The sequence below is a fragment of the Xanthomonas sp. NCPPB 3582 genome (assembly GCF_041475735.2).
Lineage (GTDB): Bacteria > Pseudomonadota > Gammaproteobacteria > Xanthomonadales > Xanthomonadaceae > Xanthomonas > Xanthomonas codiaei.
Map to the genome: position 1 here is coordinate 287,021 of NZ_CM192968.1, position 22,617 is coordinate 309,637.

16 protein-coding genes and 1 other RNA gene are annotated in these 22,617 nt (G+C 70.1%); 14 read left to right on the top strand and 3 right to left on the bottom strand.

Annotation, left to right across the window (positions count from 1 at the left end):
- The first annotated feature begins 27 nt into the window (after nucleotides 1-27).
- The 5 genes from ACCQ05_RS01160 to tagH all read left to right on the top strand — a co-directional run bounded on the left by ACCQ05_RS01160 (nucleotide 28) and on the right by tagH (nucleotide 6,389).
- Nucleotides 28-315: a PAAR domain-containing protein gene (locus ACCQ05_RS01160; protein WP_029218002.1), complete on the top strand. Its 288-nt coding sequence runs from the start codon at nucleotides 28-30 to the stop codon at nucleotides 313-315.
- 204 nt (nucleotides 316-519) lie between these two features.
- Entirely contained in the window at nucleotides 520-1,851 is a 1,332-nt protein-coding gene (locus ACCQ05_RS01165) for a tetratricopeptide repeat protein (RefSeq protein ID WP_372392672.1), read from the top strand.
- 150 nt (nucleotides 1,852-2,001) lie between these two features.
- Nucleotides 2,002-3,966, top strand: coding sequence for a type VI secretion system Vgr family protein (locus ACCQ05_RS01170; RefSeq protein WP_228963271.1), 1,965 nt, complete (start codon nucleotides 2,002-2,004; stop codon nucleotides 3,964-3,966).
- Nucleotides 3,963-4,511, top strand: coding sequence for a DUF6931 family protein (locus ACCQ05_RS01175; protein WP_228963270.1), 549 nt, complete (start codon nucleotides 3,963-3,965; stop codon nucleotides 4,509-4,511). Before ACCQ05_RS01170 ends, ACCQ05_RS01175 begins: the two co-directional genes overlap by 4 nt.
- 546 nt (nucleotides 4,512-5,057) lie before the next feature.
- The gene (gene tagH, locus ACCQ05_RS01180) at nucleotides 5,058-6,389 is read left to right on the top strand and encodes a type VI secretion system-associated FHA domain protein TagH (RefSeq protein ID WP_372392674.1); all 1,332 of its coding nucleotides are present in this window, start codon (nucleotides 5,058-5,060) and stop codon (nucleotides 6,387-6,389) included.
- A gap of 40 nt (nucleotides 6,390-6,429) precedes the next feature.
- On the opposite strand, the gene ACCQ05_RS01185 is transcribed toward tagH, so the two are convergent.
- Both ACCQ05_RS01185 and ACCQ05_RS01190 read right to left on the bottom strand, forming a co-directional pair.
- Nucleotides 6,430-6,506, bottom strand: a non-coding RNA gene (locus ACCQ05_RS01185) — sX9 sRNA.
- A gap of 43 nt (nucleotides 6,507-6,549) precedes the next feature.
- The gene (locus ACCQ05_RS01190; protein WP_372393874.1) at nucleotides 6,550-7,431 is read right to left on the bottom strand and encodes a LysR family transcriptional regulator; all 882 of its coding nucleotides are present in this window, start codon (nucleotides 7,429-7,431) and stop codon (nucleotides 6,550-6,552) included.
- Nucleotides 7,432-7,662: 231 nt separating this feature from the next.
- Between ACCQ05_RS01190 and ACCQ05_RS01195 the strand changes: the two genes are divergently transcribed.
- Nucleotides 7,663-8,562 carry an oxidoreductase gene (locus ACCQ05_RS01195; protein WP_372392675.1) on the top strand — a complete coding sequence of 300 codons (900 nt, stop codon included), beginning with the start codon at nucleotides 7,663-7,665 and terminating at the stop codon, nucleotides 8,560-8,562.
- Between the two features lie 23 nt (nucleotides 8,563-8,585).
- On the opposite strand, the gene ACCQ05_RS01200 is transcribed toward ACCQ05_RS01195, so the two are convergent.
- Nucleotides 8,586-9,020, bottom strand: a complete 435-nt coding sequence (locus ACCQ05_RS01200; protein WP_372392676.1) for a hypothetical protein — start codon at nucleotides 9,018-9,020, stop codon at nucleotides 8,586-8,588.
- A 404-nt stretch (nucleotides 9,021-9,424) separates the two neighbouring features.
- Between ACCQ05_RS01200 and tssK the strand changes: the two genes are divergently transcribed.
- From tssK to ACCQ05_RS01240, 8 genes are read left to right on the top strand one after another with little or no spacing between them, the layout of a single operon-like run.
- A complete protein-coding gene (gene tssK, locus ACCQ05_RS01205; protein WP_372360294.1) occupies nucleotides 9,425-10,759 on the top strand; it encodes a type VI secretion system baseplate subunit TssK in 1,335 nt (444 codons plus the stop codon).
- Nucleotides 10,760-10,763: 4 nt separating this feature from the next.
- Entirely contained in the window at nucleotides 10,764-12,014 is a 1,251-nt protein-coding gene (gene icmH / locus ACCQ05_RS01210; RefSeq protein ID WP_372392677.1) for a type IVB secretion system protein IcmH/DotU, read from the top strand.
- Nucleotides 12,011-15,538 carry a type VI secretion system membrane subunit TssM gene (gene tssM, locus ACCQ05_RS01215; RefSeq protein ID WP_372392678.1) on the top strand — a complete coding sequence of 1,176 codons (3,528 nt, stop codon included), beginning with the start codon at nucleotides 12,011-12,013 and terminating at the stop codon, nucleotides 15,536-15,538. Before icmH ends, tssM begins: the two co-directional genes overlap by 4 nt.
- Nucleotides 15,535-16,110 (top strand): type VI secretion system-associated protein TagF, encoded by a 576-nt coding sequence (gene tagF, locus ACCQ05_RS01220; protein WP_228961761.1) that lies wholly within the window; start codon nucleotides 15,535-15,537, stop codon nucleotides 16,108-16,110. The genes tssM and tagF overlap by 4 nt, the downstream gene beginning before the upstream one ends.
- The gene (locus tag ACCQ05_RS01225; protein WP_228961762.1) at nucleotides 16,107-16,823 is read left to right on the top strand and encodes a PP2C family protein-serine/threonine phosphatase; all 717 of its coding nucleotides are present in this window, start codon (nucleotides 16,107-16,109) and stop codon (nucleotides 16,821-16,823) included. Before tagF ends, ACCQ05_RS01225 begins: the two co-directional genes overlap by 4 nt.
- 4 nt (nucleotides 16,824-16,827) lie before the next feature.
- Nucleotides 16,828-20,508, top strand: a complete 3,681-nt coding sequence (locus tag ACCQ05_RS01230; protein WP_372392679.1) for a protein kinase domain-containing protein — start codon at nucleotides 16,828-16,830, stop codon at nucleotides 20,506-20,508.
- Entirely contained in the window at nucleotides 20,505-20,945 is a 441-nt protein-coding gene (locus ACCQ05_RS01235; RefSeq protein ID WP_372392680.1) for a hypothetical protein, read from the top strand. Before ACCQ05_RS01230 ends, ACCQ05_RS01235 begins: the two co-directional genes overlap by 4 nt.
- Nucleotides 20,942-22,615 (top strand): ShlB/FhaC/HecB family hemolysin secretion/activation protein, encoded by a 1,674-nt coding sequence (locus ACCQ05_RS01240; RefSeq protein WP_372392681.1) that lies wholly within the window; start codon nucleotides 20,942-20,944, stop codon nucleotides 22,613-22,615. The genes ACCQ05_RS01235 and ACCQ05_RS01240 overlap by 4 nt, the downstream gene beginning before the upstream one ends.
- The last annotated feature ends 2 nt before the right edge of the window (nucleotides 22,616-22,617 follow it).

The following is a 22,617-nucleotide window of genomic DNA, read 5'->3' on the forward strand; positions in this document are numbered from 1 at the left end:
CTACACCGATTGCATCGAAGCGTTGCCATGCAGCCCGCCGCGCGCCTGACCGACCTGCACGTCTGCCCGATGGTGACCGGGGTGGTGCCGCACGTGGGCGGCCCCATCCTCGGCCCCGGTGCGCCCACGGTGCTGATCGGCGGCCTGCCTGCCGCGCGCATCGGCGATGCGGCGGTGTGCGTCGGCCCGCCGGACAGCATCGTGGCCGGTGCGCCCACCGTGTTGATCGCCGGCCAGCCGGCCGCTCGCCTGGGCGACAGCACCGCGCATGGCGGGGTGATCACCCTGGGCTGTTTCACCGTGCTGATCGGCTGAGCGCGGACGGCCGCGTGGCGATGCTTGCTGCACGTTCCCGGCGTGCGTGGAAACCACAGCCGCGATGCTGCGGCCGCATAGCGCCCGCAACAGGCGCAACGCCGGCGCGCATTACGTGCTGACCGGTCACAACGCGTCATCGTCGAACACGCATCCGCGCCGCAGTACTCCTTCGTCATCTTGCCGCCCCTTTGGAGAGCCCCGATGCAAACCGCCACCCGCCTGCAGCCGGAGACCTTGCAACACGCCATCGATGCGCACCGCAGCGGCCAGTTCGATCGCGCCGCGCAGTTGTACAGGCAGGTACTGGATGCACAGCCTGCGCACGTGGGCGCACAGCATTTCCACGGTGTGCTGCTGCATCAGCGCGGGCACAGCGCCGCGGCCGTGGCCTCGATCACCCAGGCGCTGGCGCTGGATCCCGCCCAGCCGGATGCCTGCAACAACCTGGGCAATATCCACCGCGAATGCGGACGCCTGAGCGATGCCGAACAGTGCTATCGCCGCGCGCTGACGCTGGCGCCTGCCCATGCCGATGCACTGGCCAATCTGGCCGCGGTGCTGGAAGCGCAGCGGCGCCCCGAAGAAGCCTTCGTCACCTACGCGGCGCTGTTGCATACCTATCCGGAGTCGGCACAGGCGCACTATTTGATGGGGTTGTTCCTGCGCAACAACGCGCAGGCCGCCGAGCACCTGCAGCAGTCGGTGGAGTGCCTGCAGCAGGCCTGCACCCTGGCACCGGAGCATCTGCCGGCGCGCGAGGCGCTGGGTACCGGGCTCTATCTGCTGGGCGAGCACGTGCAGGCGCAGGCGGTCTACCGCGCGTGGCTGGCGCGCGAGCCGGGCAATGCGGTGGCCGCGCACATGCTCGCGGCCTGCGGTGGCGCCGCTGCCCCGCCACGTGCCGGGGACAGCTATGTGCGCGAGCTGTTCGATGGCTTTGCCGACAGCTTCGACGAACAACTGCTGCACAACCTGGACTACCGCGCGCCGCAGCGCCTGACCGAGGCGCTGGCGGCATGCCTGCCCGCGCCGGGCGCCGCGTTGAGCATCCTGGATGCCGGCTGCGGCACCGGGCTGTGCGCGCCCTTGCTGCGGCCATATGCGCACCAGTTGGTGGGTGTGGACCTGTCGCCGGGCATGCTGGCCAAGGCGCATCAGCGCGGCGGCTACGATGCACTGGAGGTGGCCGAGCTCACCGCCTACCTGCAGGCGACGCCTGCCCGCTGGGACGTGGTGGCCTGCGCAGACACGCTGGTGTACTTCGGCGCGCTGCAACCGGTGCTGGCAGCGGCGGCCGCCGCCTTGCGGCCTGGCGGCGTGCTTGGCTTCACCGTCGAGGCGCTGGACGCAGACGGCGATCGGGTCGACCTGGATGCCAGCGGCCGCTATCAGCACAGCCATGCGCATGTGGCGGCCGCCCTGCACAGCGCCGGCCTGCAGCCGGTGGCGATCACGCTGGATGTGCTGCGCAGCGAGCGTGGCCAGCCCGTGCACGGATGGGTCGTGACGGCGCGCACGCCTGCGCAGCGCTGAGACGAAATGTCGGCTTTGCCCGCTGCCTGCATGGGAGCATCGCCCTGGCAGTGATGGCCCGTGACCGGCACGCAGCGGTGCGCGCAGGCCGGCGATTGCGCACTGCCGGCCGGCGCACCCCGCGTTGCCTACCCACCTGTGGATGCTTCGATGCCGCGCACCATCACGCTGCACTCCGACCTTGGCGAGCGCCTGCGGCTGCACCGCATGCAGGCGCACGAGGCCTTGGGGCAGCTGTTTGACTACCGGATCGACGCCCTGTGCACGGACGCGCAGCCCAACCTGGGTGCATTGCTCGCCACGCCGGTGGCCGTCCAACTGGCCGACGACAATGGCGAGCAACGCTGGTACCACGGCATCGTGGCCAGCTGCGCGCAGGCTGGCGTCACCGTCGTCGATGCGATCGCCTACACGGTGCTGGAGCTGCACCTGGTGCCGCGGCCCTGGCTGCTCACCCAGCGGCGCGATTGCCGCATCTACCAGGACCTGAGCGTGCCGGAGATCGTATCCAGCGTGCTGGGCGAGATCGGCTACAGCGATGTGCAGCAGCAACTGAGCACGCAGTACCCCAAGCGCACCTACTGCGTGCAATACCGCGAAGACGATTTCAGCTTCATCAGCCGGCTGCTGGAGCAGGAAGGCATCTATTACTACTTCACCCATGGCCGCAGTGCGCACACGATGGTGTTGTGCGACGCGCTGGGCGCGCATGCGCAGCGCAATGGCGTGGACAGCCTGCCGTACGTGCCGCCGGAGCTGGAAGACCGGCGCATCCTGCGTTCGGTGGTGAGCCGCTGGCGCAACGCCCGCGCGCTGCATTCCACCCAGCATGCGGTCACCGACTACGACCCGCAGCAACCACGCGCCTCGCTGGCGGCCGAGTTCGATGCCAGCGGCGCCGGCCTGCACCCGGTGGATGGCCTGGCCGCGTTCGATTACCCCGGCCCGCATGCGCTGCAGGCCGATGGCAGCCGCTATGCGCAGGTCCGCACCGAGGCGCACAACGTGCAACGCGCCAGCCACCAGGCCACCACCAATGCCTGCGGGCTGATGGTGGGGGCGTTGTTCACTTTGCACAGCCATCCGCGCAGCGAGCTCAATCAGGAGTATCTGGTGCTCTCGGCACAGACCACGCTGGCAGCGCCCGGGCATGCCGACGCGCCACCGTTTTCCAGCACCGTGCAGGTGATGGAAAGCCGGCTGCCGTTTCGCAGCGTGGCGCGCACGCCCACGCCCAGCATCGCCGGCCTGCAGACCGCGGTGGTCACCGGCGACACCGACGAAGACATCGTGGTGGACGCGCACGGCCGTGTGCAGGTCACCTTTCACTGGTCCGGCTCCGCACGCGCGCATGGCGCACCGTCGTGCTGGGTGCGGGTGGCCTCGATGTGGGCGGGCAAGGGCTGGGGCGCGATGAGCCTGCCGCGGGTGGGGCAGGAGGTGGTGGTGAGCTTCCTGGAAGGCGACCCTGACCGCCCGCTGATCGTGGGCAGCGTCTACAACGCCGATCACGCGCTGCCGTTCGCGCTGCCGGACAACAAGACCCAAAGCGGCGTGCGCAGCCGCAGCCTGCTTGGCGGCAGCGCGGATTTCAACGAGCTGCGCTTCGACGACAAGGCCGGCGCGGAGGAGGTCTACCTGCGCGCACAGCGCGACCTGTGCGAAGCGGTGCAGCACGACCATACCGCCACGGTGGACAACGATCAGGTGCTCACGGTCAAGCACGACCGCAAGGCGCGCATCGACAACAACGACAGCGTGGATGTCGGCAAGAAACTGCTGCTGCAGGCCGGCGAGGAGATCGAACTGGTCACCGGCAGTGCGCGGCTGGTGATGAAGCAAAACGGCGACATCGTGCTCAGCGGCGTCAAGATCCTCGTCGATGCCACGTCCGAAGCCAAGACCACCTCCACCGCCATCAAGCTGATCGCCAATGCGCAGCTGCAGGCCAAATCGCCGGCCACCGAAGTGGCCGGCGATGGCACGCTGAAATTGTCGTCCGGCGGCATGCTCAGCGCCGAAGCCGGCGCCTCGGCCACGCTCAAGGGCCCGCTGGTCAGCATCAAGGCCGATGCCCTGGTGCAGGTCGGCGGCGGCCTGATCATGATCGGATGAGCGCGCCCATGCTCTCGCTGGCGCAGGCGTGCGCGGATATGCAGGTCTCCGCACCGGCGCGTGCGCAGCTGGCAGCGTCCATGGCGCCGCAGGCGGCGGTGCGCGCCCTGCTGGCGCATGGCCACGACGAGGATGCGATCAAGCTGCTCGCGCGTCTGCTACCCAAGCGCTACGCGGTGGCCTGGCTATGCCAGTGCGTGCGCGGCGAAGCGCTGGACGAGGAAGACCGCGCCGGTGCCGCGCTGGCGGAAAAGTGGGTGCGCGACCCCAGCGAAACGCATCGCCGCGCCGCGCAGGCGTTTGCGCATGCCGGTGGCTACGTGTCCCTGGGTGCGTGGCTGGCGGCGGCGGTGGCCTGGTCCGGTGGCAGCCTGGCGCCGCCCCAGCAGAGCACCGCGGTCCCGCCGGCCGAGCACCTGACCGCACGGGCGGTGGCGGCGGCCATCACCTTGCTCGCCGCGCGCCAGCCTGCCGCACTGGCTGCGCGTCGCAGCGGGTATGCCGCGCATGCGTTGGAGTTGCTCACCAGTGTGTGCGCGCCATGAGATCGCTTGTTGGTCATTGCAGCAAAGCGAACGATCCGGTGTGCGCAATGTTCTCCAGCCACTACAACAGCGTGAAATCTGGGTTGTCGTGGGGCTTGGGCGCCATGATTGCATTGGCTGCAGGGCAGTGGGTCTGTGGTTGGGTTGCAGGGCCGTTGCCCGCCCACCGGCGCGGGACACGCCGTGAATCCTTCCTTGGAGGCTCTGGCGCGGTATTCATGCCGCTCAAGGTCCCGCGCCGGTGGGCGGGCAAGGGCCATTGGAGATGGTCGGCGTGTCTGGTTTGCAATAAAACAGCCAGCCGACTGTCTGGTGCGGTGTCCTTGCCGCTTGCGGCATGGATGCCGCCAACGAGCCCCCATGGACGGGTTAACGGCGTGTCCCGCGAGCGGTGAGGGCACCGCGCACTCGACCAACGCGGTTTGGGACTATCAAGGTGACCCCAAGGCGGCTAACAAAAAGCCACTGCGCAGCCGCTCGCTACCTTCTGTCAGCCGCACCACGTTTTTTTCTGAAGATCGATCATCATTTGCAGGAGCCCGTGTCGTGTCCAGTTCGCAGTTGATCCTCACCGTTGGCGGCGCGCATGCCGCACAGTTCGGACCCAATGCGCAGAAGCGGTTCGCCGGCACTGGCGGCAGCATTGGGCGCTCGGACGAGAGCGACTGGGTGCTGGCGGCACCGGGCGTGTCGCGCACGCATGCGGTGGTGCGTTTTCTCAACGGCATGTACTTCATCGAGGACCGCAGCACCAACGGCATGTCGCTCAATGGTGCGGCCTTGACCCGCGCCGACCCGTGCGCCCTGAGCGATGGCGACCGCCTGCAGCTGGACAGCTTCGAGATCCAGGTGCAGGTGCAACCGGTGGCTGTCGCAGCCGAGGCGACACCGGCCTTCGCCCCGCTGCTGGAGGCCATGGACGACCGTACCCAGGTGGCGCCGCCGCCCTCGCCGCTGCGCGCTGCACCGCCCGAGAGCCCATTGGATCTGCTGGATTTCGGTGCACCCTCGGCGCAGCGCCCGGCCACCGACGACTCCCTGGAAGGCTTGCTCTCAGGCAGCGCGCCGCGCGAGCTGGACCCCTTGCGCCTGCTCGACCCCATACCCGCCCCGGCGCCCAGCGTGGTACCCGGCGCGTGGAATCACAGCAGCGCCAGCCACGACCACTTCCGCCCGCCCGCCAGCGGCGACGCACGCGCCACCCTGCCGGAAAACTGGGACATGACCCTCGGCGACTTCGCACCTGCCGCCTCCACGGCAGCGCAGGCAGTGCAGGCCGCTCCCGCTGCAGTCTCTGCGGCCCAGCCAACGCCTGGCAACGCGCCCGCCGCAACGCTGCAGCCGCCAACGGAGCTGGATCGCATCTTCGCCATCGTGGTGGATGGGGTGATGGACGTGCTGCGCGCACGCGCGCAGATCAAGAACACCTTCCGCCTGCCGGTCACGGTGATCCAGCGGTCGGAGAACAACCCGCTCAAGTTCGCCGCCACCCCCGAGGACGCCCTGCAGAAATTGCTGGCCCCGCCCAGCCCCGCGTTCCTGTCCGGCGTGCCGGCATTCGAGGATGCCTTCGACGATATCCGCTGCCACCAGATGGCGATGCTGGCCGGCATGCGCGCGGCCTTCGACGCGATGCTGTTCCACTTCAGCCCGGACCGGCTGGAACAGGAGGCCGACGCCGGCGGCAAGCGTTTGAGCTTCGGCGGCAAGGGGCGCTATTGGGAGCGCTATCGCGACAACTTCGAACAGCTGCGCGGCGATCCGGACGACTGCTTCCGTCGCCTGTTCGGCGACGAGTTCGCCCGCGCCTACGAGGCGCAGCTGGCACGGCTGAAGTCGGCACGGCGCCAGCCTGCGGCGCGCGAATCGCAGGGATGACACGGCCACGCTGCGACCGCAGCGGCGCAGGGCTTGGAGCGGCTACCAGACCGTAGCGAGCGGTCGTCAGGTGGGCGGCGGACCGCGCGGAGGAAGCGCAGTGCAGGAGCGGCACATGCCGATTCCGAGCACCGGCCCGCAATAGTCTTGCTGGCTGCTCTCAGTCAGGCAGCTGCTTGACGAACTCGATGAACGCCCGCAGCGCCGGCGGGGTGAGACTGCGGTTGGGGTAATACAGATAGGGGCCGGGGAAGGGCTGCCACCAGGGGCGCAGCACCGGTTCGAGCGCGCCCGATGCCAGGTGCGGCGCAAGCCATTGCTCGAACAGGTAAATGACCCCGTTTCCGGCGATTGCCGATTGGATCGCAAGGTCGAGGCCCCCGCCGATCTCCACCAGCAGTTGCCCACGCGGAAGGATGGTGACGATCTCCCCCTTGCGTTCGAACTCCCACTCGGCAATCGCGCCGCTAGGAAACCGCCCACGGATGCAATCGTGGTCGATCAGCTCGCGCGGGTGGGTGGGCCGGCCACGCCGATCCAGGTAGCCGGCAGATGCCGCCGTTGCGCTGCGTTGCACACGCGGGCCGATCGGGATCGCCACCATGTCCTGCTGCAGCCGCTCGCCGTAGCGGATTCCCGCATCGCATCCGGCGGCGATCACGTCGACGAAGCTCTCTTCGGTCAGCACTTCGACGGTGATGTCCGGATAGGCCGCCAGGAACGGCGGCAGGATGCGCGGCAACACCAGCCGTGCCGCACTGACCGGCACGTTGAGGCGCAGCGTTCCGGCCGGCGTGTCGCGAAACGCGCTCACCACGTCCTTGGAGCCCTCCAGCTCGAGCAATGCCGGCTCGATGCGGGCCAGCAGCGCCTTGCCCGCATCGGTCAGCACTACGCTGCGCGTGGTGCGGTTGAACAGGCGTACGCCCAGCCAGGCCTCCATGCGCTTGATCGCATCGCTCACGTTGGATGCGCTCTGGCCCGCGCTCCTGGCCGCTTCCCGAAACCCGCCGGCGCGCGCGACCCGCACGAACGCCTCCATGTCGCCCAGGCGATTGCTCATTGTTCGGAAATCCGTACGGCCCGTTCGATTTGTGCCGGATTGTTGCACAGAGGTCGCAGCCGTAGATTGCGGCAGCACTACCGAAGTGAAGCGTTTCCAGCCGCAGGCGCCGCGTAACACAGCGTGTCCCCGATGCGCGTGCGCCCTTCCGCAGCGGCCGCTTCAACCCGATCGCAGACGCCGCTCCGCCTACCAACCCAAGGACATCTCATGACCGACACTCGACTCGGTGGCACCTTCACCCTGCCCGGCACCACCCTGCAGCTCAGGCGCATGGGCTACGGCACCATGCAATTGCCCGGTCCCCACGTGTGGGGACCGCCGCGCGACAAGGCCGGCGCGCTGGCGGTCCTGCGCCAGGCCGTCGCACTGGGCGCCAACCATATCGACACCGCCGAGTTCTATGGCCCGCATGTCTCCAATGCGCTCATTCGCGAAGCGCTGCATCCTTACCGCGACGATGTGGTGATCGTCACCAAGATCGGCATCGGCCGCGGCAGCGACGGTTCCTGGCATAGCGATCTGTCGCCGGACAGCCTCCGGCAGCAGGTGCACGCCAACCTGACGAGCCTGAGTCTGGAGGCGCTGGATGTGGTCAACCTGCGGCTGGGCGCGCTGGCCGGCACCGACGACAGCGCGATCGCCGAGCCGGTGGCCTGCCTGGCCGAGTTGCAGCGCGAAGGCCTGGTGCGCCATATCGGCTTGAGCAACGTGACGGCGCGACAGCTGGAGCAGGCGCAGTCGCTGGCCAGGATCGTGTGCGTGCAAAACCACTACAACCTGGTCAAGCGCGACGACGACGCCTTCATCGACGCGCTCGCCCAGCACGGCATCGCCTATGTGCCGTTCTTCCCGCTCGGCGGTTTTTCGCCGTTGCAGTCGGACGTACTCTCCGACGTCGCCAGCGCGGTGGGCGCTACGCCGCGGCAGGTGGCGCTGGCGTGGTTGCTGCAGCGCTCGCCCAACCTGCTGGTAATCGCCGGCACATCCTCGCCGGCGCATCTGGCCGAGAATTTTGCCGCCTGCGATCTGGAGTTGTCCGCAGACCAGCTTGCAACGCTGGATGGGATCGCTGCTCAGGCCCGCTCGGGTCACGACGCTCACCAATGATCCCACTCGGCTAGCGGTTGCAGTCACTGGAAGACGAGCGCGCCATCCATGCCGGGTGGCGCGCATCGCCCACGCCTGGGGATGTGCCCATCCCGACGATCGCAGGGCAGTGCGGGCCGATAACGGCGGCCGGGAGATCGGCACGCGTTCCAGCTCAGCGCGAAGACATCGCGACGATCGCGATGCTGCTGCATCAGCCGCATCGCACACCTCTGCATTACCGCGCTCGCGTTCTTCAATTGCTTGGCGATGAGCGCAACTTCCTTGTGCAGCGAATGCTTGCCGGCCTGACCCAGGTCGACGTCCAGCGTGCCGTCGCGTGTTGCCAGGTGCGGCAGCTTGCCAGCAGTCCTGCAGATCAGCGCTGCGAGCCAGCCACGGCACCATCCGCTCCGAGCGCCCATGCGATGCCATTGCGTGGGCGTTTTACCTTTGCGAAAGACGCCCCTGGTGTGCATCCAACTGGATGCCGCGCGGCATTCGCCGCTTCGGTTTCGCACCGATCCTCTCCACTTGCATGTAGCGCTCGCGACATCGGCAAGCGCCAGTTCGTCGCAGCACTGGGGGCGGCATCGGCGAGTGTGGTGACGCGCCACCGCGCACAGGTCCTGTGTTGGCGCAGGGCCTCCACATGCGCGATCCACCAGCAGCGGCGCTGCGCCACCAACGCCGTTTGGCAGCGATATTCCGCCGCCTGGAGGCTGAGACATTCTGTCGGGTTGGGTGCTTGGCTGCGGCGCAAGATCCGTCCATCAGCTCGGCCCATCGGCACGCGTGCCGGAGCGGACATGCACTGCCAGCGACAGCGTGGCGGGGCGCCAAGGCCTTACGCGGCGGCCGTCTTTCTCACCGCAGGTGGATCATGCACAACAACAAGGTCGTGTGGAGCGAGGGGTTGTTTCTACGCCCGCAGCATCTGCAGCAGCAGGAACGCTATCTGGAGCGCTATGTCGATCTGCGTGCGGCGCGGCTGCGGCCGCATGCCTGGGGCGTGAGCGAACTGGAATGGGAAACCGATCTGCTGGCAGTGGGCAAGCTGGGGCTGCGCCGTGCGCGCGGGGTGTTTGCCGATGGCACGCCATTCGCGATGCCGGGCGACGATCCGCTGCCGGTGGCCATGGAAGTGGAGCCCAATTGCCGCGACCAGATCGTCTATCTCACCCTGCCGCTGAAGGTGCCGGCGCAGCCGGAGCTGGGGCGCCCGGAATCGCCGGCCGATCAGCTGTTCCGCTACCGCGTGCGCGAGACCGAAAGCGGCGATGCCTCCGGCAGCACCTCCGAGGCCGTGCTGATGGAAGTCGGCGGCCTGAGCACGCGGCTGCTGCCGCAATCGCAACCACTGGAAGGGCTGGACCGCATCGCGGTGGCGCGCATCATCGAAACGCGCGCCGATCGCCAGGTGGTGCTGGACCCGCACTTCATTCCCAGCGCGATGGTGTGCCAGGCCGCGCCGCGGCTGACCACCTTCCTGACCGAACTGCTCGGGCTGCTGCACCAGCGCGGCGAAGCCCTGGCCGCGCGAGTGACCCTCACCGATCGCGGCGGCGCGGCCGATATCGCCGATTTCCTGCTGCTGCAGCTGGTCAACCGTTGGCAACCGCAGATCGCGCACTGGGCCGCCGCACCGCTGGCGCATCCGGAAGACCTGTTCCGCGCCTTGCTGGCGCTGGCCGGCGAATTGAGCACCTTCACCGCGCCCGGCAAGCGCCCGCCGGCATCGCCGGTGTACCGCCATGAGGCGCAGCAGGACAGCTTCGAGCCGCTGATCGGCGCATTGCGCAGCAGCCTGAGCGCGGTACTCGAACAGACCGCCACGCCGTTGCCGATGCAGGCGCGCAAGTTCGGCGTGTGGGTGGCGATGGTGCCGGACCCCACGCTGCTGGACAGCGCCGCCTTCGTGCTGGCCGCTAAGGCGCAGATGCCCAGCGAAGAATTGCGCCGGCTGCTGCCGGCGCACGCCAAGATCGGCCCGGTGGAGCAGATCCGCGATCTGGTCAACCTGCAGTTGCCGGGCATCGTGGCCAACCCGATGCCGGTGGCGCCGCGGCAGATTCCCTACCACGCCGGATACCTGTACTTCGAGTTCGACAAGAGCGCGGCGCTATGGCGCAGCTTGAAGACCTCCGGCGGCATCGCGTTCCACTTCGGTAGTGAGTTCGCCGGGCTGGAGTTGCAACTGTGGGCGATCCGGAGCTGAGCGCATGAGCCGTCCACTGACCCAACTGGATCCGATCGCTGCTGCGCCGTTGCCGTCAGAAGCCGCTGCCGCCGATGACACCGACATCAGCGAACTGCTGGGGCGCAGCGTCAACCCGCTGGTGCAGGCGGCCACGCCCTTGCTGCTGCTTGCGGTGCAGTTGCGCCACAGCGCGCAGTTGCCGGAGGTGGCGCGCCTGCGCGAGCAGGCGATGGCGCAGATCCGCCGCTTCGAACAGCGCGCCCACCAGGGCGGCGCGCCGGTGGAAGCGGTCACCGCCGCGCGCTACGTGTTGTGCGCATTGCTCGACGAGGCGGTGCTCAACGCGCCGTGGGGCGAGCGCAGCGGCTGGTCGCAGAAAACGCTGCTGGTGGTCTTCCACAGCGAGTCGTATGGCGGGGCCAAGTTCTTCCAGATCCTGGAGCGGTTGTGCGCCGACGTGCGCCGGCATCTGGACCTGATCGAGCTGATGTACCTGTGCCTGGCGCTGGGCTTTGCAGGCCGTTACCAGATCGAGGCCGGCGGCCTGGCCCGCCTGGGCGAGATCCAGGACGATCTGTATCGGCGCATCCGCGCCGAGCGCGGCGCCGCCCCGGACAGCCTGGCGCCGCGCTGGCGCGGCGTGGAAGATCGCCGGCGGCTGGGCCGCTTCCTGCCGCTGTGGGCCGCCGCGCTATTGGGGCTGAGCGTGCTGGTGGTGGCCTTCGTGTGGTTCCAGACACGCCTGAGCACCCTGGCTGCGCCGATCAGTGCGCAGGCCGCGCAGTGGGGGCTGGCGCCGGCCATGCCACCGGATGCCAGCCCGTTGCCGCCACCGCCGCTGCGGCTCAAGCAGCTGCTGGCCGCGCACGAACGTGCCGGGGTGTTGCAGGTGGACGAGCAGCCCGATGGCCAGACCCGCGTGCGCCTGAGCAGCGCGGCGATGTTCGCCTCCGGCGGCGTGGACGTGGAGCCGGATCGGCGCGGCCTGATCGCGCAGGTCGCCGCGGCGATCGATCAATTGCCGGGGCGGGTGATCGTGGTCGGGCATACCGACGACGTGCCGGTGCGCTCGCTGCGCTTTGCCGACAACTACGCCTTGTCGGCGGCGCGTGCGCAGGCGGTGGCGCAGTTGCTGCGCGCGCAGCTGGCCACGCCGGGGCGGGTGGAGGCGCTGGGTGCGGGCGATTCGCAACCGCTGGCACGGCCGCCGCAATTGCCGGCCAATCGCGCGCGCAACCGTCGCGTGGACATCCTGTTTCAGCCGGGGGAATGACGATGAAGACGCTGTTGTCCACGCTGAGCGCCACCGTGGTGGTGAGCGTGCTGGCACTGAGCCTGCTCGCGGTGCTGTTGTGGGTGGGCGGGCCGTATGTGGCGATCGGCGGCTGGAGCCCGCTGGCCGGCGTGGCCGCGCGCGTAGTGGCCATCGTACTGGTGATCGCGCTGTGGGTCGGCGTGCTGGCCTTGCGCCGCTGGCAGGCGCAGCGGCGGGCGGCGCGGCTGTCCAGCGCCCTGGCCGCGCCCGGCCGCGACGACGACCGCGAGCTGCGCAGCGGCCAGGAGCGCGCGCAGTTGCAGGCACGCTTCCAACAGGCCATTGCGCTGCTGCGCAAGCGCCGTGGCGGCGATCTGTACAGCTTGCCGTGGTACGCGCTGATCGGCCCGCCCGGCTCGGGCAAGAGCACCTTGCTGCAGCATTCCGGGCTGCAGTTTCCGTTGGCCGCGCGCATGGGCGATGCCGCGCTGCGCGGGGTGGGCGGCACCCGCGATTGCGAATGGTGGTTCACCGACGAAGCGGTGTTCCTGGACACCGCCGGCCGCTACACCACCCAGGATTCGGACCAGGCGGTGGATGCCGGGGCCTGGCGCGATTTCCTGCGCCTGCTGCGCCGGCATCGCCCGCGCCGGCCGCTCAACGGCGTGCTGGTGACCATGAGCATGTCCGACCTGCTGCTGCTCGACGATGGCGAGCGCGACACCCACATGCAGGCGATTCGCCGTCGCCTGGACGAACTGGCCGAGCACCTGCAGGCGAGCGTGCCGGTGTATCTGATCTTCACCAAGTGCGATCTGATCGGCGGCTTCGGCGAGTTCTTCGACGATCTGAGCCCTGCCCAGCGCAGCCAGGTATGGGGCATGACGTTCGCGCTGGCGCAGACTTTGGAAGGCCAGGCGGCGCGCCATTTCGCCGACGAATTCAACCTGCTGCAGCAGCAGCTGAGCGCACGCCTGTTCGAGCGCCTGAACCTGGAACGCGACCGCCTGCGGCGCGCGGCGATCCTGGCGTTTCCGCAGCAGCTGGCCGCACTGGGCGAGCGCGCGCGGCAGTTCGTCGAAGGCAGTTTCGCCGGCAATGCCTACGGGCCGGCACCGTTGTTGCGCGGCGTGTATTTCACCTCCGGCACCCAGGAAGGCACGCCGATCGATCGCATGATGAGCGCGGTGGCGCGCACCTTCGGCGTGGACGATGCGCGCGTGCATGCGCCGGGCGCGCAGCGCCGCACCTTCTTCGTCGAACGGCTGTTGCGCGAGGTGGTGTTGCGCGAATCCGGCCTGGCCAACACGCCGCCATCGCGGCAGCGTCGCATGGCCTGGCTGCAGGCGGCCGGCTATGCCGGCGTGGGCGTGCTGAGCGCTGCGCTCCTGGCCGGGTTGAGCGCCAGTTACCTGGGCAACCGCGCCTATCTGGCGCAGGTGCAGCAGGCGCTGGATGCACGCCCGGCGGTGCCCGATCCCAATGCCGCCACCCGCATGCCCGAGTATGTGACGCGCACGCTGCAGCAGGCCGCCGCCACCCAATCGGTGGTGCAGGTGGCACAGCAGTATCGCGATGGCGTGCCGTGGTCGCTGCGGATGGGCCTGTACCAGGGCACAGCGCTCGGCGATGCGCTGCACGCCGGCTACCTGCGCCAGCTCAATGCCACGCTGCTGCCGGCACTGGCGGTGCGCTTTCGCGATGGCCTGGTCGACAACGCACAGGCGCCGCAGGCGCTGTACTACACGCTCAAGGGCTATCTGATGCTGGGCCAGCCGCAGCACCTGGATCCGGCCCAGCTCGGCGCGCTGGCGGCGATCGAGGCCGGCAAGCTGTTTCCGCGCGATCCGGCGCAGCAGCAGGCGCTGGGCACGCAGCTGCAGGCCTTGCTGGACTCACCGGCGCGCGTACGCGCGCTGTCGCTGGATGGGCAGCGCATCGCGCAGGCGCAGGCCAGCCTGCAGGCAGCCGATCTGTCCACGTTGATCTACGGCAACCTGCTGCTCACGCCGCCGCCCGGCACGCCGCTGCGGCTGGACAAATCGCTGGGCCTGCTCGCCGACACCTTCGTGCGTCGCAGCGGCACGCCGTTGTCCGCGCCGGTGCCGGCGCTGTACACCCAACCGGTGTTCGCGGCCCTGCAGCGCGAGGGCATCGGCCAGGCGGTGGAGCGCTTCGGGCGCGACGACTGGGTGTTCGGCGGCGCACCGCTGGATGCCACCGCCCGCGCTGCGCTGGCGCGCCAGGTCGGCCAGCGCTACGAGGCCGACTACATCCGCTACTGGGATGGATTGCTGGCCGATCTGCAAGTGCGCCCGGCCGCCGACCTGGCCACCGCCAGCGCCACCGCCGCCAAGCTGGCCGGCCCCAGTTCGCCGCTGCGGCTGCTGCTGGGCGTGGTCGGCGACCACACCCAGGCGATGGACCGCGCACCGCCGCCGGACGCGGCCCAGCGTGCCGCCGCTGCGGTGGCCGGCAAGGCCGCCGCCACCGCCGGCAGTGCGGCGGCCAAGCTGCCGGGCGGGGCAGCGATGCGCGCCGCGCTGGCGACCCCGCCTGATCCTGCGGGCGCTACCGCACCTGCGCCGGGGGCGGCGATCAGCGAGCACTTTCTGGCCCTCAACGCACTGGCGGCCGGCGCGCCCGGCAGCACGCCGCTGGACCAGCTGCTGCGCGTGCTCGATCAACTCGGCAAGCAGTTGCTGGTGGTCTCGCAAGGCGGGGGCGACGCCGCGGCGGCCAATGCGCAACTGGCGCTGGCGCGGCAGGAAATGGCGCAGCTGCCGCCGCCGGTGACCGGTTGGCTGCAGAGCCTGGCCGGCAGCAGCGCCACCTTGATGACCCAGGGCGCGCGCGCGGCGCTGGATGCACAGGTGCGCCAGTCGGTGGGCGAGGTGTGCAGCGAGTTCGTGCGCGGCCGCTACCCGTTCGACCCGGCCGCGCAGGTGGAGATTCCGCTGCAGAATTTCGGCGAGCTGTTCGGTAGCGGTGGGCGCCTGGATGCGCTGTACACCGGCACCGTGCAGGCGCTGCTGGACACCCAGGCGCCGCATTGGCGCTGGAAGGATGGCCCCGACGCGGTGGTGGGCGCGCCCGGCCTGCCGGCACAACTGCAACTGGCCCAGCGCATCCGGCAGAAGTATTTCCGCGGCGGGCCGGCCCCGCAGGTGGGCTTCACCGTGCTGGCACCCACGCTGGGCGAAGGCGTTGCCCGGCTCACGCTCGATATCGACGGCCAGCGCTACGACTACCAGCCCGGTGCGGCGCAGAGCATGCCGATGACCTGGCCCGGCCCGGTGCCGGGGCATGTCTCGATCGCTGCCTTCGGCGCCGACGGCGTGGCGCTTGGCAAGCTCGATTACCAGGGCGACTGGGCGCTGTTTCGCGCGCTGCAGGACGGGCACTTGGAAAATTCCTCCGACCTGCGTTTCGTCGCCAGTTTCGCGCTCGGCGGCCACGACGTGCAGGTGCCGCTGCGCGCGGGCAACCTGCGGCATCCGTTTCTGGACAGCGACGTCCAGCGCTTTGCGTGCGGCGGATGAGCATGCCGGCCACCGAACAGCTCGGCTTCTACGGCAAGTTGCCCGGTGTGGGCGACTTCGTGCAGCGGCGCCTGCCGCCCGGCTTCGTGCAGCCCTGGGATGCGCATTTTGCCGCCTGCCTGGAGGCGGTTCGCCAGCCGCTCGGCGAACGCTGGCCCGCCGCCTACCGCGGCAGTGGCGTGCGTGCGTTCGCGCTGGGGCCGGGCGTGTGCGGGCCGCAGGCCTGGGCCGGGGTGTTCGGCCCGGGCGAAGACCGGGTGGGGCGCTGTTTCCCGCTGGTCCTGGCGATGCCGCGGGCGCATGCGTGCCTGCCGGCGCCGGCCTGGTTCGGCGCGTTGGCTGCCTGTCTGGGCCGCGCCTTGCGCGCACGCACCGACGCGGCCGGTTTCGACACCGCCGTCGGCGCGCTGGTGGTCCCCGCATCGCCGTCCACGGCGCCGGCACCGCCGCACGGCCAGTCGCTGTGGTGGCGGCCGGGCGGCACTGCGCATGCACTGAGCGGCCTGCCCGCGGCCGAGCGCTATCTGGAGTGGCTGCTGGCCGAACAGGACATCACCGAGGTGACCCGATGAGCGCGCCGTATCGGTCGGCCGGGCATACCGAAACCGGCAAGGTGCGCCGCCTCAACGAAGACGCGCTGCTGCTGCGCGAGGACGCCGGCCTGTGGGTGGTGGCCGATGGCCTGGGCGGCCACAGCGCCGGCGATTACGCCAGCCAGCTGCTGGTGCAGCGGCTGGGCGCCCTGGTGCGCCCGCCGGACCTGTGCGACTTCCTGGATGCCATCGACGACACCCTGGCGCAGATCAACACCGAGCTGCTGCAGGCCGCACGCCAGCGTCGCGTGGACATGATCGCCACCACCGTGGTGGTGCTGGTGCACGACCCGGATTTCATGCTGTGCGGCTGGGTTGGCGATAGCCGTATCTACGCCCGCCACGCCGGCCCGCTGCGCCAGCTCACCCGCGATCACGTGCATGGCGTGCGCGAAGACGTCACCCAGTTCGGCAGCGCCCAGGCCGCCGCTGCCGCCGCCGGCGTGCTCACCCGTGCGGTGGGCGCGCAGGAACCGTTGTTCGTCGACTGGGTGCTCGCCCCCAGCCTGCCCGGCACGCAGTTCGTGCTGTGCAGCGACGGCATCAACAAGGAAATCCCCGACCCGGAGCTGGATGCCGAAAGCCACCGCTTCGGCGATCCACGCGCGCTGCTGGCGCGGTTATTCGAACTGGCGATGGGCAGGGCGGCACGCGACAACGTCACCGCCGTGGTCGTCAGCCTGCAGGAGTGAACGCATGCACCAAGACACTGCCACAGTGACCGAACTGGTCACCGCCATGCGCCGCGGCGCGCTGGACCTGGAGGCCGTGCTGGCCGCGCTGGGCAGGCGCGCGGCGATGCCGGAAGCCGAATACCGCGATGGCGTGGAAACGCTGTGGCAACTGCAGCGCCAGCAGCTGCTGGACGATGCCACCGTCACCACCCTGGTCAGCCGGCTGGAGGCCTTGCGCAATGCCGCTCCCACCTCCGCAGCGCCGCCAGCGACACCGTCCACGGCCACGTCCACCGCCACGCCGATCGACGACGACGCCACCGTGGTGATGCCGCGCCGCGATGCCGTGCACGTGACCTACGACGACATCACCCGCGTGCAACCGGCGCAGCCGCTGCCCGGCGAGGCGCCCAGCCTCACCAGCCTGGGGCTGGGCACGCAGACCGGCCTGGGCACCCAGACCGGAACAGGCACCGGCACCGGCACGGCCGGCACCGCCAGCCTGTCCGGCTGGCAGCAACTGGCCGATGCGGCCGGCGGCGATCACGCCAGCGTCGGCAGCCTGCTCAAGGGCCGCTTCCTGCTGGAGCGCGAACTCGGCCGCGGCGGCATGGGCGTGGTGTATCTGGCGCGCGACGAGCGCAAGGTGGAAGCGCGCGACCGCGACCCATGGCTGGCGGTGAAGGTGCTCAGCGACGAATTCCGCCGCCATCCCGACGCGCTGGTGGCGCTGCAGCGCGAAGCGCGCCGCTCGCAGAAGCTGGCGCACGACAACATCGTGCGCGTGTACGACTTCGACAAGGACCGCACCCTGGTCTTCATGACCATGGAGTACATCGACGGCTGCGATCTCAAAACGCTGATCCGCGAGCAGGCCTATAACGGCATGCCGCTCAGGCAGGCCTGGCCGTTGATCGAGGGCATGGGCCGCGCACTGATCCGCGCGCACGCGGCCGGCGTGGTGCATTCGGATTTCAAGCCCGGCAATGTCATGGTCACCCGCGAGAACGTGGCCAAGGTGTTCGACTTCGGCATCGCGCGCGCCGGCAAACACGCCGCCGACGTCGCCGGCGAGCAGACCGTGTTCGATGCCGCCACGCTCGGTGCGTTGACGCCCGCGTATGCCAGCCTGGAGATGATCCGCGGCCAGGCACCGACGCCGGCCGACGATCTGTACGCGCTGGGCTGCGTGTGTTTCGAACTGCTCACCGGCAGGCACCCGTTCGACAAGCTCAGTGCCGAAGTCGCGCTGCGCGAAGGCCGCCGCCCGCCGCCGGTGCCCGGCCTGACCCGGCGCCAGTACGCCACGCTGTGCGCGGCGGTGGCGTTCCCGGCGGCGCATCGCTTGAAGCGGGTGGAGCAGTTGCTCGATGGCCTGCGCCAGGTGCCGCTGCGCGAACGCGCGCTGCCCTTGCTCGGTTACGGCGCCGCTGCGCTGGCGGTCGTAGGCACGGGCGGCTGGGGCATCCACCGCTATCTGCATCAGCAGCATCTGGCCGAGGTGATCGCGCGCTTCGGCGCGCAGGACCCGCAGCGTTATCGCGACGAAACCCAGGCCATGCAGGCGCTGTCCAGCCTGGAGCCGGACGACCGCCGCCGCCTGCTCACCGACCGCAGCGACCTGATCGAGGATTTCCTGCTGCGTCGCCTGGATGCGCTGTGGAATCCGGGCAACGGCCGCGACGACTATCGCGGCGCATTGCAGGTCTTTGCGCTGCGCGACCGGCTGCGGCTGTACTCGCCGTCGCTGGACGCGCGCCGCCAGACCATGGAACGCGAGAAGAACGAACGCCTCAATGCGCTGGACACCGCGCTCAATCGCCAGCTCGATACCGGGTTGCTGTTCCGCAGCCAGCCCGACAACGCATTGGCTACGCTGGACCAGGTGCGCCGCATCGATCCGCAGAGCAGCCTGCTGCGCCACTCGGCGCTGGAAGTGCGGCTGGACGAGGCCATCGCGCAGGCAGTGGCTGCCGGACAACTGGCCACCGCACGCAACCAGATCGACCAGGCCCGCGCCGCCTTCCCGGACTCGCTACGCCTGCAGCTGCGCAGCGCCGAGGTACAGGTGGCCGAGCAGCAGGCCCGCCGCGCTCCACGCACCGCCACGCCGCTGGACGCCGCCGGCGCACGCCAGGCGCTGGCCACCGCCCTGGCGCAACCCGGCAGCGACCCGGCCTGGCGCGAACGCGTGACCGCCGCGCTGGCCGCGCTGCCGCCGGCCGAGCGCAGCACCCAGGGCGCCGCCGTCGCCGAGGCCATCGCTGGCGCGGTGGCCGCACAGTCCGATCCGGCGCAACTGGCCGGCGCGCAGGCGCTGGTGGCCTTCGGCCTGGGCCTGGCCCCGCAGTCGGGTGCCTTGCTGGCCCAGCGCACGCGTCTTGAGACCCTGGAGCAGCAACTGCAACAGGCGCTGGCACGCGAAAGCGCCGAGGCCGAACTGGCCGGGCGGGTGGAATCGCTGCGGCGTGCCGCGGCCGCCAACGACCTGGGCAAGACCACCGATGCGCTGGCGCGTATCCGCAGCCTGCAGCCGGACCACCCGCTGCTGCGCAGCGAAGGCCCGCAGTTGCTGGCCCAGGTGTACCGCAACACCGCCGACGACGCCTTCGCCAAGGGCCGCTATGCCCAGGCGGCCGAGTTGCTGGTCCAGGCCCAGCAACGGCTGGGCCAGCGCGCCGAGCTGCGCCAGGCGCAGGAACGCTATGCGGTGGTCGCCGCCGTGATGGCCGCCGGCGACCTGCCCGCCGCCCAGCGTCGGGCATTGGGCCAGCGCCTGCAGGCGCTGTATCGCAGCGATGCCACTGCCATGGCGCAGCTGGAAGCGCAGATGAAGGCGGCCGGGCAACTGCCCGACGGCACGCTGTCGGCCCGCCTGCAACGCGCACCCGCCAGCGATGCGCCGGCCCCGGACAGCGTGCCGACCGGCAGCCTCGGCAGCCCCGGCGAAGCGGCAGCACCGGCCGCCACCGCCAGGCCAGCACGGGGCAGATCCGCCGCCAGGCCAGCCGCCGCCACAGCGCCGGCCGGCCTGGATGAGGAGGCCAGCCTGCCGCCGGTGCCCACCGGGCCCGACCCCTGCGGCGGCGCCGGCCTGCCCGGGCGCGGCGCGGCCTGCTTCGACACCTTGGGCGACACCCGCGGACCGATGCTGGTGGTGGTGCCCGGGCTCAATGGCGGCCAGCCGTATGCCTTGTCGCGCGGCGAGGTGGCGGTGGCCGACTTCAACCTGTTCTGCCAGGCCACCGGCCGCTGCACCGCGCAGGCCGCCAGCACCCCCGAGCTGGCGCGCGCGCCGGTGCGCAACATCAGCCTGAGCCAGGCCCGTGCCTACCTGCGCTGGCTGACTATCGGCAGCGGCGGCTGGCGCTACCGCCTGCCCAGCGATGCCGAATGGCTGCATGCCGCGCAGGCGGGGGCCAACTGGCGGCAGGCCGAAGACAGCAACTGCGTGCCGCCCAATGCCAATGCCGCCGACGCGGTGCGCGCGCCGGTGTCCGCACGCGGGCGCGATGCCAATCCCTGGGGCCTGATCAACCTCACCGGCAATGTCTGGGAATGGGTGTCCAGCGGCGCCGGCGTGCAGGCGCGCGGTGGCAGCTTCGCCAGCTACTGGTCCGATTGCACCGTGCAGGCCAGCCGCAGCGACAACGGCTCGGCGCAGCCGGACGTGGGCTTTCGCGTGCTGCGTGAACTGCCATGAGCCACGACGGCACCCCGCCGCATCCGGCCAACGCGCAGCTGCAGGCCCTGGCCCAGGCCCATCAGCACGGCCAGCTCGACCGCGCGCAATACCGCGCGCGCCGCCGCAGCGTGCTGGAGGCCGCACGCCAGGCCCAGGGCGCCACCTTGCGCAACACCCAGCCGCCGCCGGGTCAGCGCTCCAGCCCGCCGCCGCAACCTAAGGGATTCAGCCAACGGCACGGGCGCACCTGGGCAATTGTTGTAACAGTGACTTTCGTCGCACTTATATTGCTAACATTGCATAAATGTACGTCGGGGTTCGACCGACGTTCAGTCAGGGGCGAGCGCAACCACACCGAACGTCATGCGGGTCTGCACTCGGCCGCATGCGCTGCCGGGCCCGTCGGGCATGCGCGACAACGGATGTTTTTAGGGGTAAGTGACGTATGCGTATGACCTGTCTAGCCGCGGCGCTGTCCGCGTGCCTGCTGCTGGCCGTTCCGGCGTGGGCGCAGGCCCAGGATGGCTCTGCAGCTCCCGACGGAGCCGCCTTGCCGGCCATGAAGGACCGGGGCGATGCCGCAGCGACCCTGCCGGTGCGCGGCTTCCGCGTGCGCGATGTCGGCAACTATCCCGACGCCGGCATCGACCCGGCGCGCATCCAGGCCGTGGCCGATGCCGCCTTCGCCACGCTGGCGCAGGGCCAGCCGGAAGTGGCGTTGCGCTTCGACCAGCTGCAGGCCGTGGCCGATACCATCACTCAGGCCTATCGCAGCGCCGGCTTCATCGTCAGCACCGCCTACCTGCCGGCGCAGACCCCGGGCGCGGACCGCATCATCGAGATCCGCATGCTCGAAGGGCGCATCGGCCAGATCACCGTGCAGGGCGCGGCGCGCTACCGCGGCAACGCGCTGTCGGCGCCGCTGCGCCAGTTGCAGGGCCGCCCGCTGCGCAAGCAGGACGTGGACACCGCGCTGCTGTATGCGCGCGACCTGCCCGGCGTCTCGCTGTCCTCGGTGCTGCAGCCCGGCCAGAACGCCGGCGAGACCGACGTGGTGCTGGTCGCCAGCGAAGCCGCACGCCCGTACGTGATCAGCCTGGGCGGCAACAACTACGGCACCGAACTCACCGGCCGTTATCGCGCGCAGGCCGGCATCACCTGGAACAGCCCGCTCGGCCTGGGCGACGTGTTCGCCGCCAACTACGCCTATTCGCTGTCGCCGCGGCAGAGCCAGATCGGCGCGCTCTCGTACGCCTTGCCGGTCGGCCAGGTGTCGGGCCTGAGCGCGGTGATCGGCGCCAGTCGCAGCGAACTGGAAGTGCGCAACGGCGTGTTCGCCCGACTTGGGCTCAAGGGTCCCACCGCGGTGATGTATGCCGGTGCGGACTGGAAGTTCATCAACCAGGATCTGCTGCAGCTGCAGGGTTCGGCGCGCTACCTGCGCGAGACCTCGCGGCTGGAGGCGGCCGGCACCCGCCTGTCGGATCAATCCTTCGACGTGGCCGAGCTGGGCGCCTCGTTGCGGCGCACCGATCTGCGCTGGCGCGGCGTGGACCTGCTGCAGCTCAGCGTGCGCCAGGCCCTGCGCGATGGCTCGGCCGACCCGGACCTGGTCACCCCCGATCGCGACAGCCATTTCACCCTGGCGCGGCTGTCCTACACCCGACTGCAATATCTCACCCGCACCCAGCGGCTGTATTTCAAATTCAGCGGCCAATACAGCGACGACACCCTGGCGCCGCTGGAGCAGTTCGCCGTGGGCGGGCCGGATAGCGTGCGCGCCTATCCGGTATCCGACGCACTGGGCGATCGCGGGTATTACACCGCGTTGGAATACCACATCGATGCGCCGGGCTTTGCCGATGTCGCCTCGCCGTTCAACGGCCGCCCGTGGCGCGAGCTGCTGGAGCTGGACGTGTTCGCCGACCACGCCCGCGTGTATGCGGCCAACGGCGTGGCCGCGCCGGCGAGCTTCGACGCCGCCGGTGTGGGCTTCACCTTCCGCCTGCCGCAGTACGCCAACTTCGAATGGCGCCTCACCGCCGCCCTGCCGACCGGGAGCCGCAACGCCTCCGATGGTCGCGACGACGCCCGCATCTACACGCGTTTCGGCTTCACTTTCTGAGG

Excerpts from the sequence above, each read along its gene's own strand:
- ACCQ05_RS01160 (WP_029218002.1), top strand. The coding sequence starts at position 28 with ATGCAGCCCGCCGCGCGCCTGACCGACCTGCACGTCTGCCCGATGGTG.
- ACCQ05_RS01165 (WP_372392672.1), top strand. The coding sequence starts at position 520 with ATGCAAACCGCCACCCGCCTGCAGCCGGAGACCTTGCAACACGCCATC.
- ACCQ05_RS01170 (WP_228963271.1), top strand. The coding sequence starts at position 2,002 with ATGCCGCGCACCATCACGCTGCACTCCGACCTTGGCGAGCGCCTGCGG.
- ACCQ05_RS01175 (WP_228963270.1), top strand. The coding sequence starts at position 3,963 with ATGAGCGCGCCCATGCTCTCGCTGGCGCAGGCGTGCGCGGATATGCAG.
- ACCQ05_RS01190 (WP_372393874.1), bottom strand. The coding sequence starts at position 7,431 with ATGGAGGCGTTCGTGCGGGTCGCGCGCGCCGGCGGGTTTCGGGAAGCG.
- ACCQ05_RS01195 (WP_372392675.1), top strand. The coding sequence starts at position 7,663 with ATGACCGACACTCGACTCGGTGGCACCTTCACCCTGCCCGGCACCACC.
- ACCQ05_RS01200 (WP_372392676.1), bottom strand. The coding sequence starts at position 9,020 with ATGCACACCAGGGGCGTCTTTCGCAAAGGTAAAACGCCCACGCAATGG.
- tssK (WP_372360294.1), top strand. The coding sequence starts at position 9,425 with ATGCACAACAACAAGGTCGTGTGGAGCGAGGGGTTGTTTCTACGCCCG.
- icmH (WP_372392677.1), top strand. The coding sequence starts at position 10,764 with ATGAGCCGTCCACTGACCCAACTGGATCCGATCGCTGCTGCGCCGTTG.
- tssM (WP_372392678.1), top strand. The coding sequence starts at position 12,011 with ATGACGATGAAGACGCTGTTGTCCACGCTGAGCGCCACCGTGGTGGTG.
- tagF (WP_228961761.1), top strand. The coding sequence starts at position 15,535 with ATGAGCATGCCGGCCACCGAACAGCTCGGCTTCTACGGCAAGTTGCCC.
- ACCQ05_RS01225 (WP_228961762.1), top strand. The coding sequence starts at position 16,107 with ATGAGCGCGCCGTATCGGTCGGCCGGGCATACCGAAACCGGCAAGGTG.
- ACCQ05_RS01230 (WP_372392679.1), top strand. The coding sequence starts at position 16,828 with ATGCACCAAGACACTGCCACAGTGACCGAACTGGTCACCGCCATGCGC.
- ACCQ05_RS01235 (WP_372392680.1), top strand. The coding sequence starts at position 20,505 with ATGAGCCACGACGGCACCCCGCCGCATCCGGCCAACGCGCAGCTGCAG.
- ACCQ05_RS01240 (WP_372392681.1), top strand. The coding sequence starts at position 20,942 with ATGACCTGTCTAGCCGCGGCGCTGTCCGCGTGCCTGCTGCTGGCCGTT.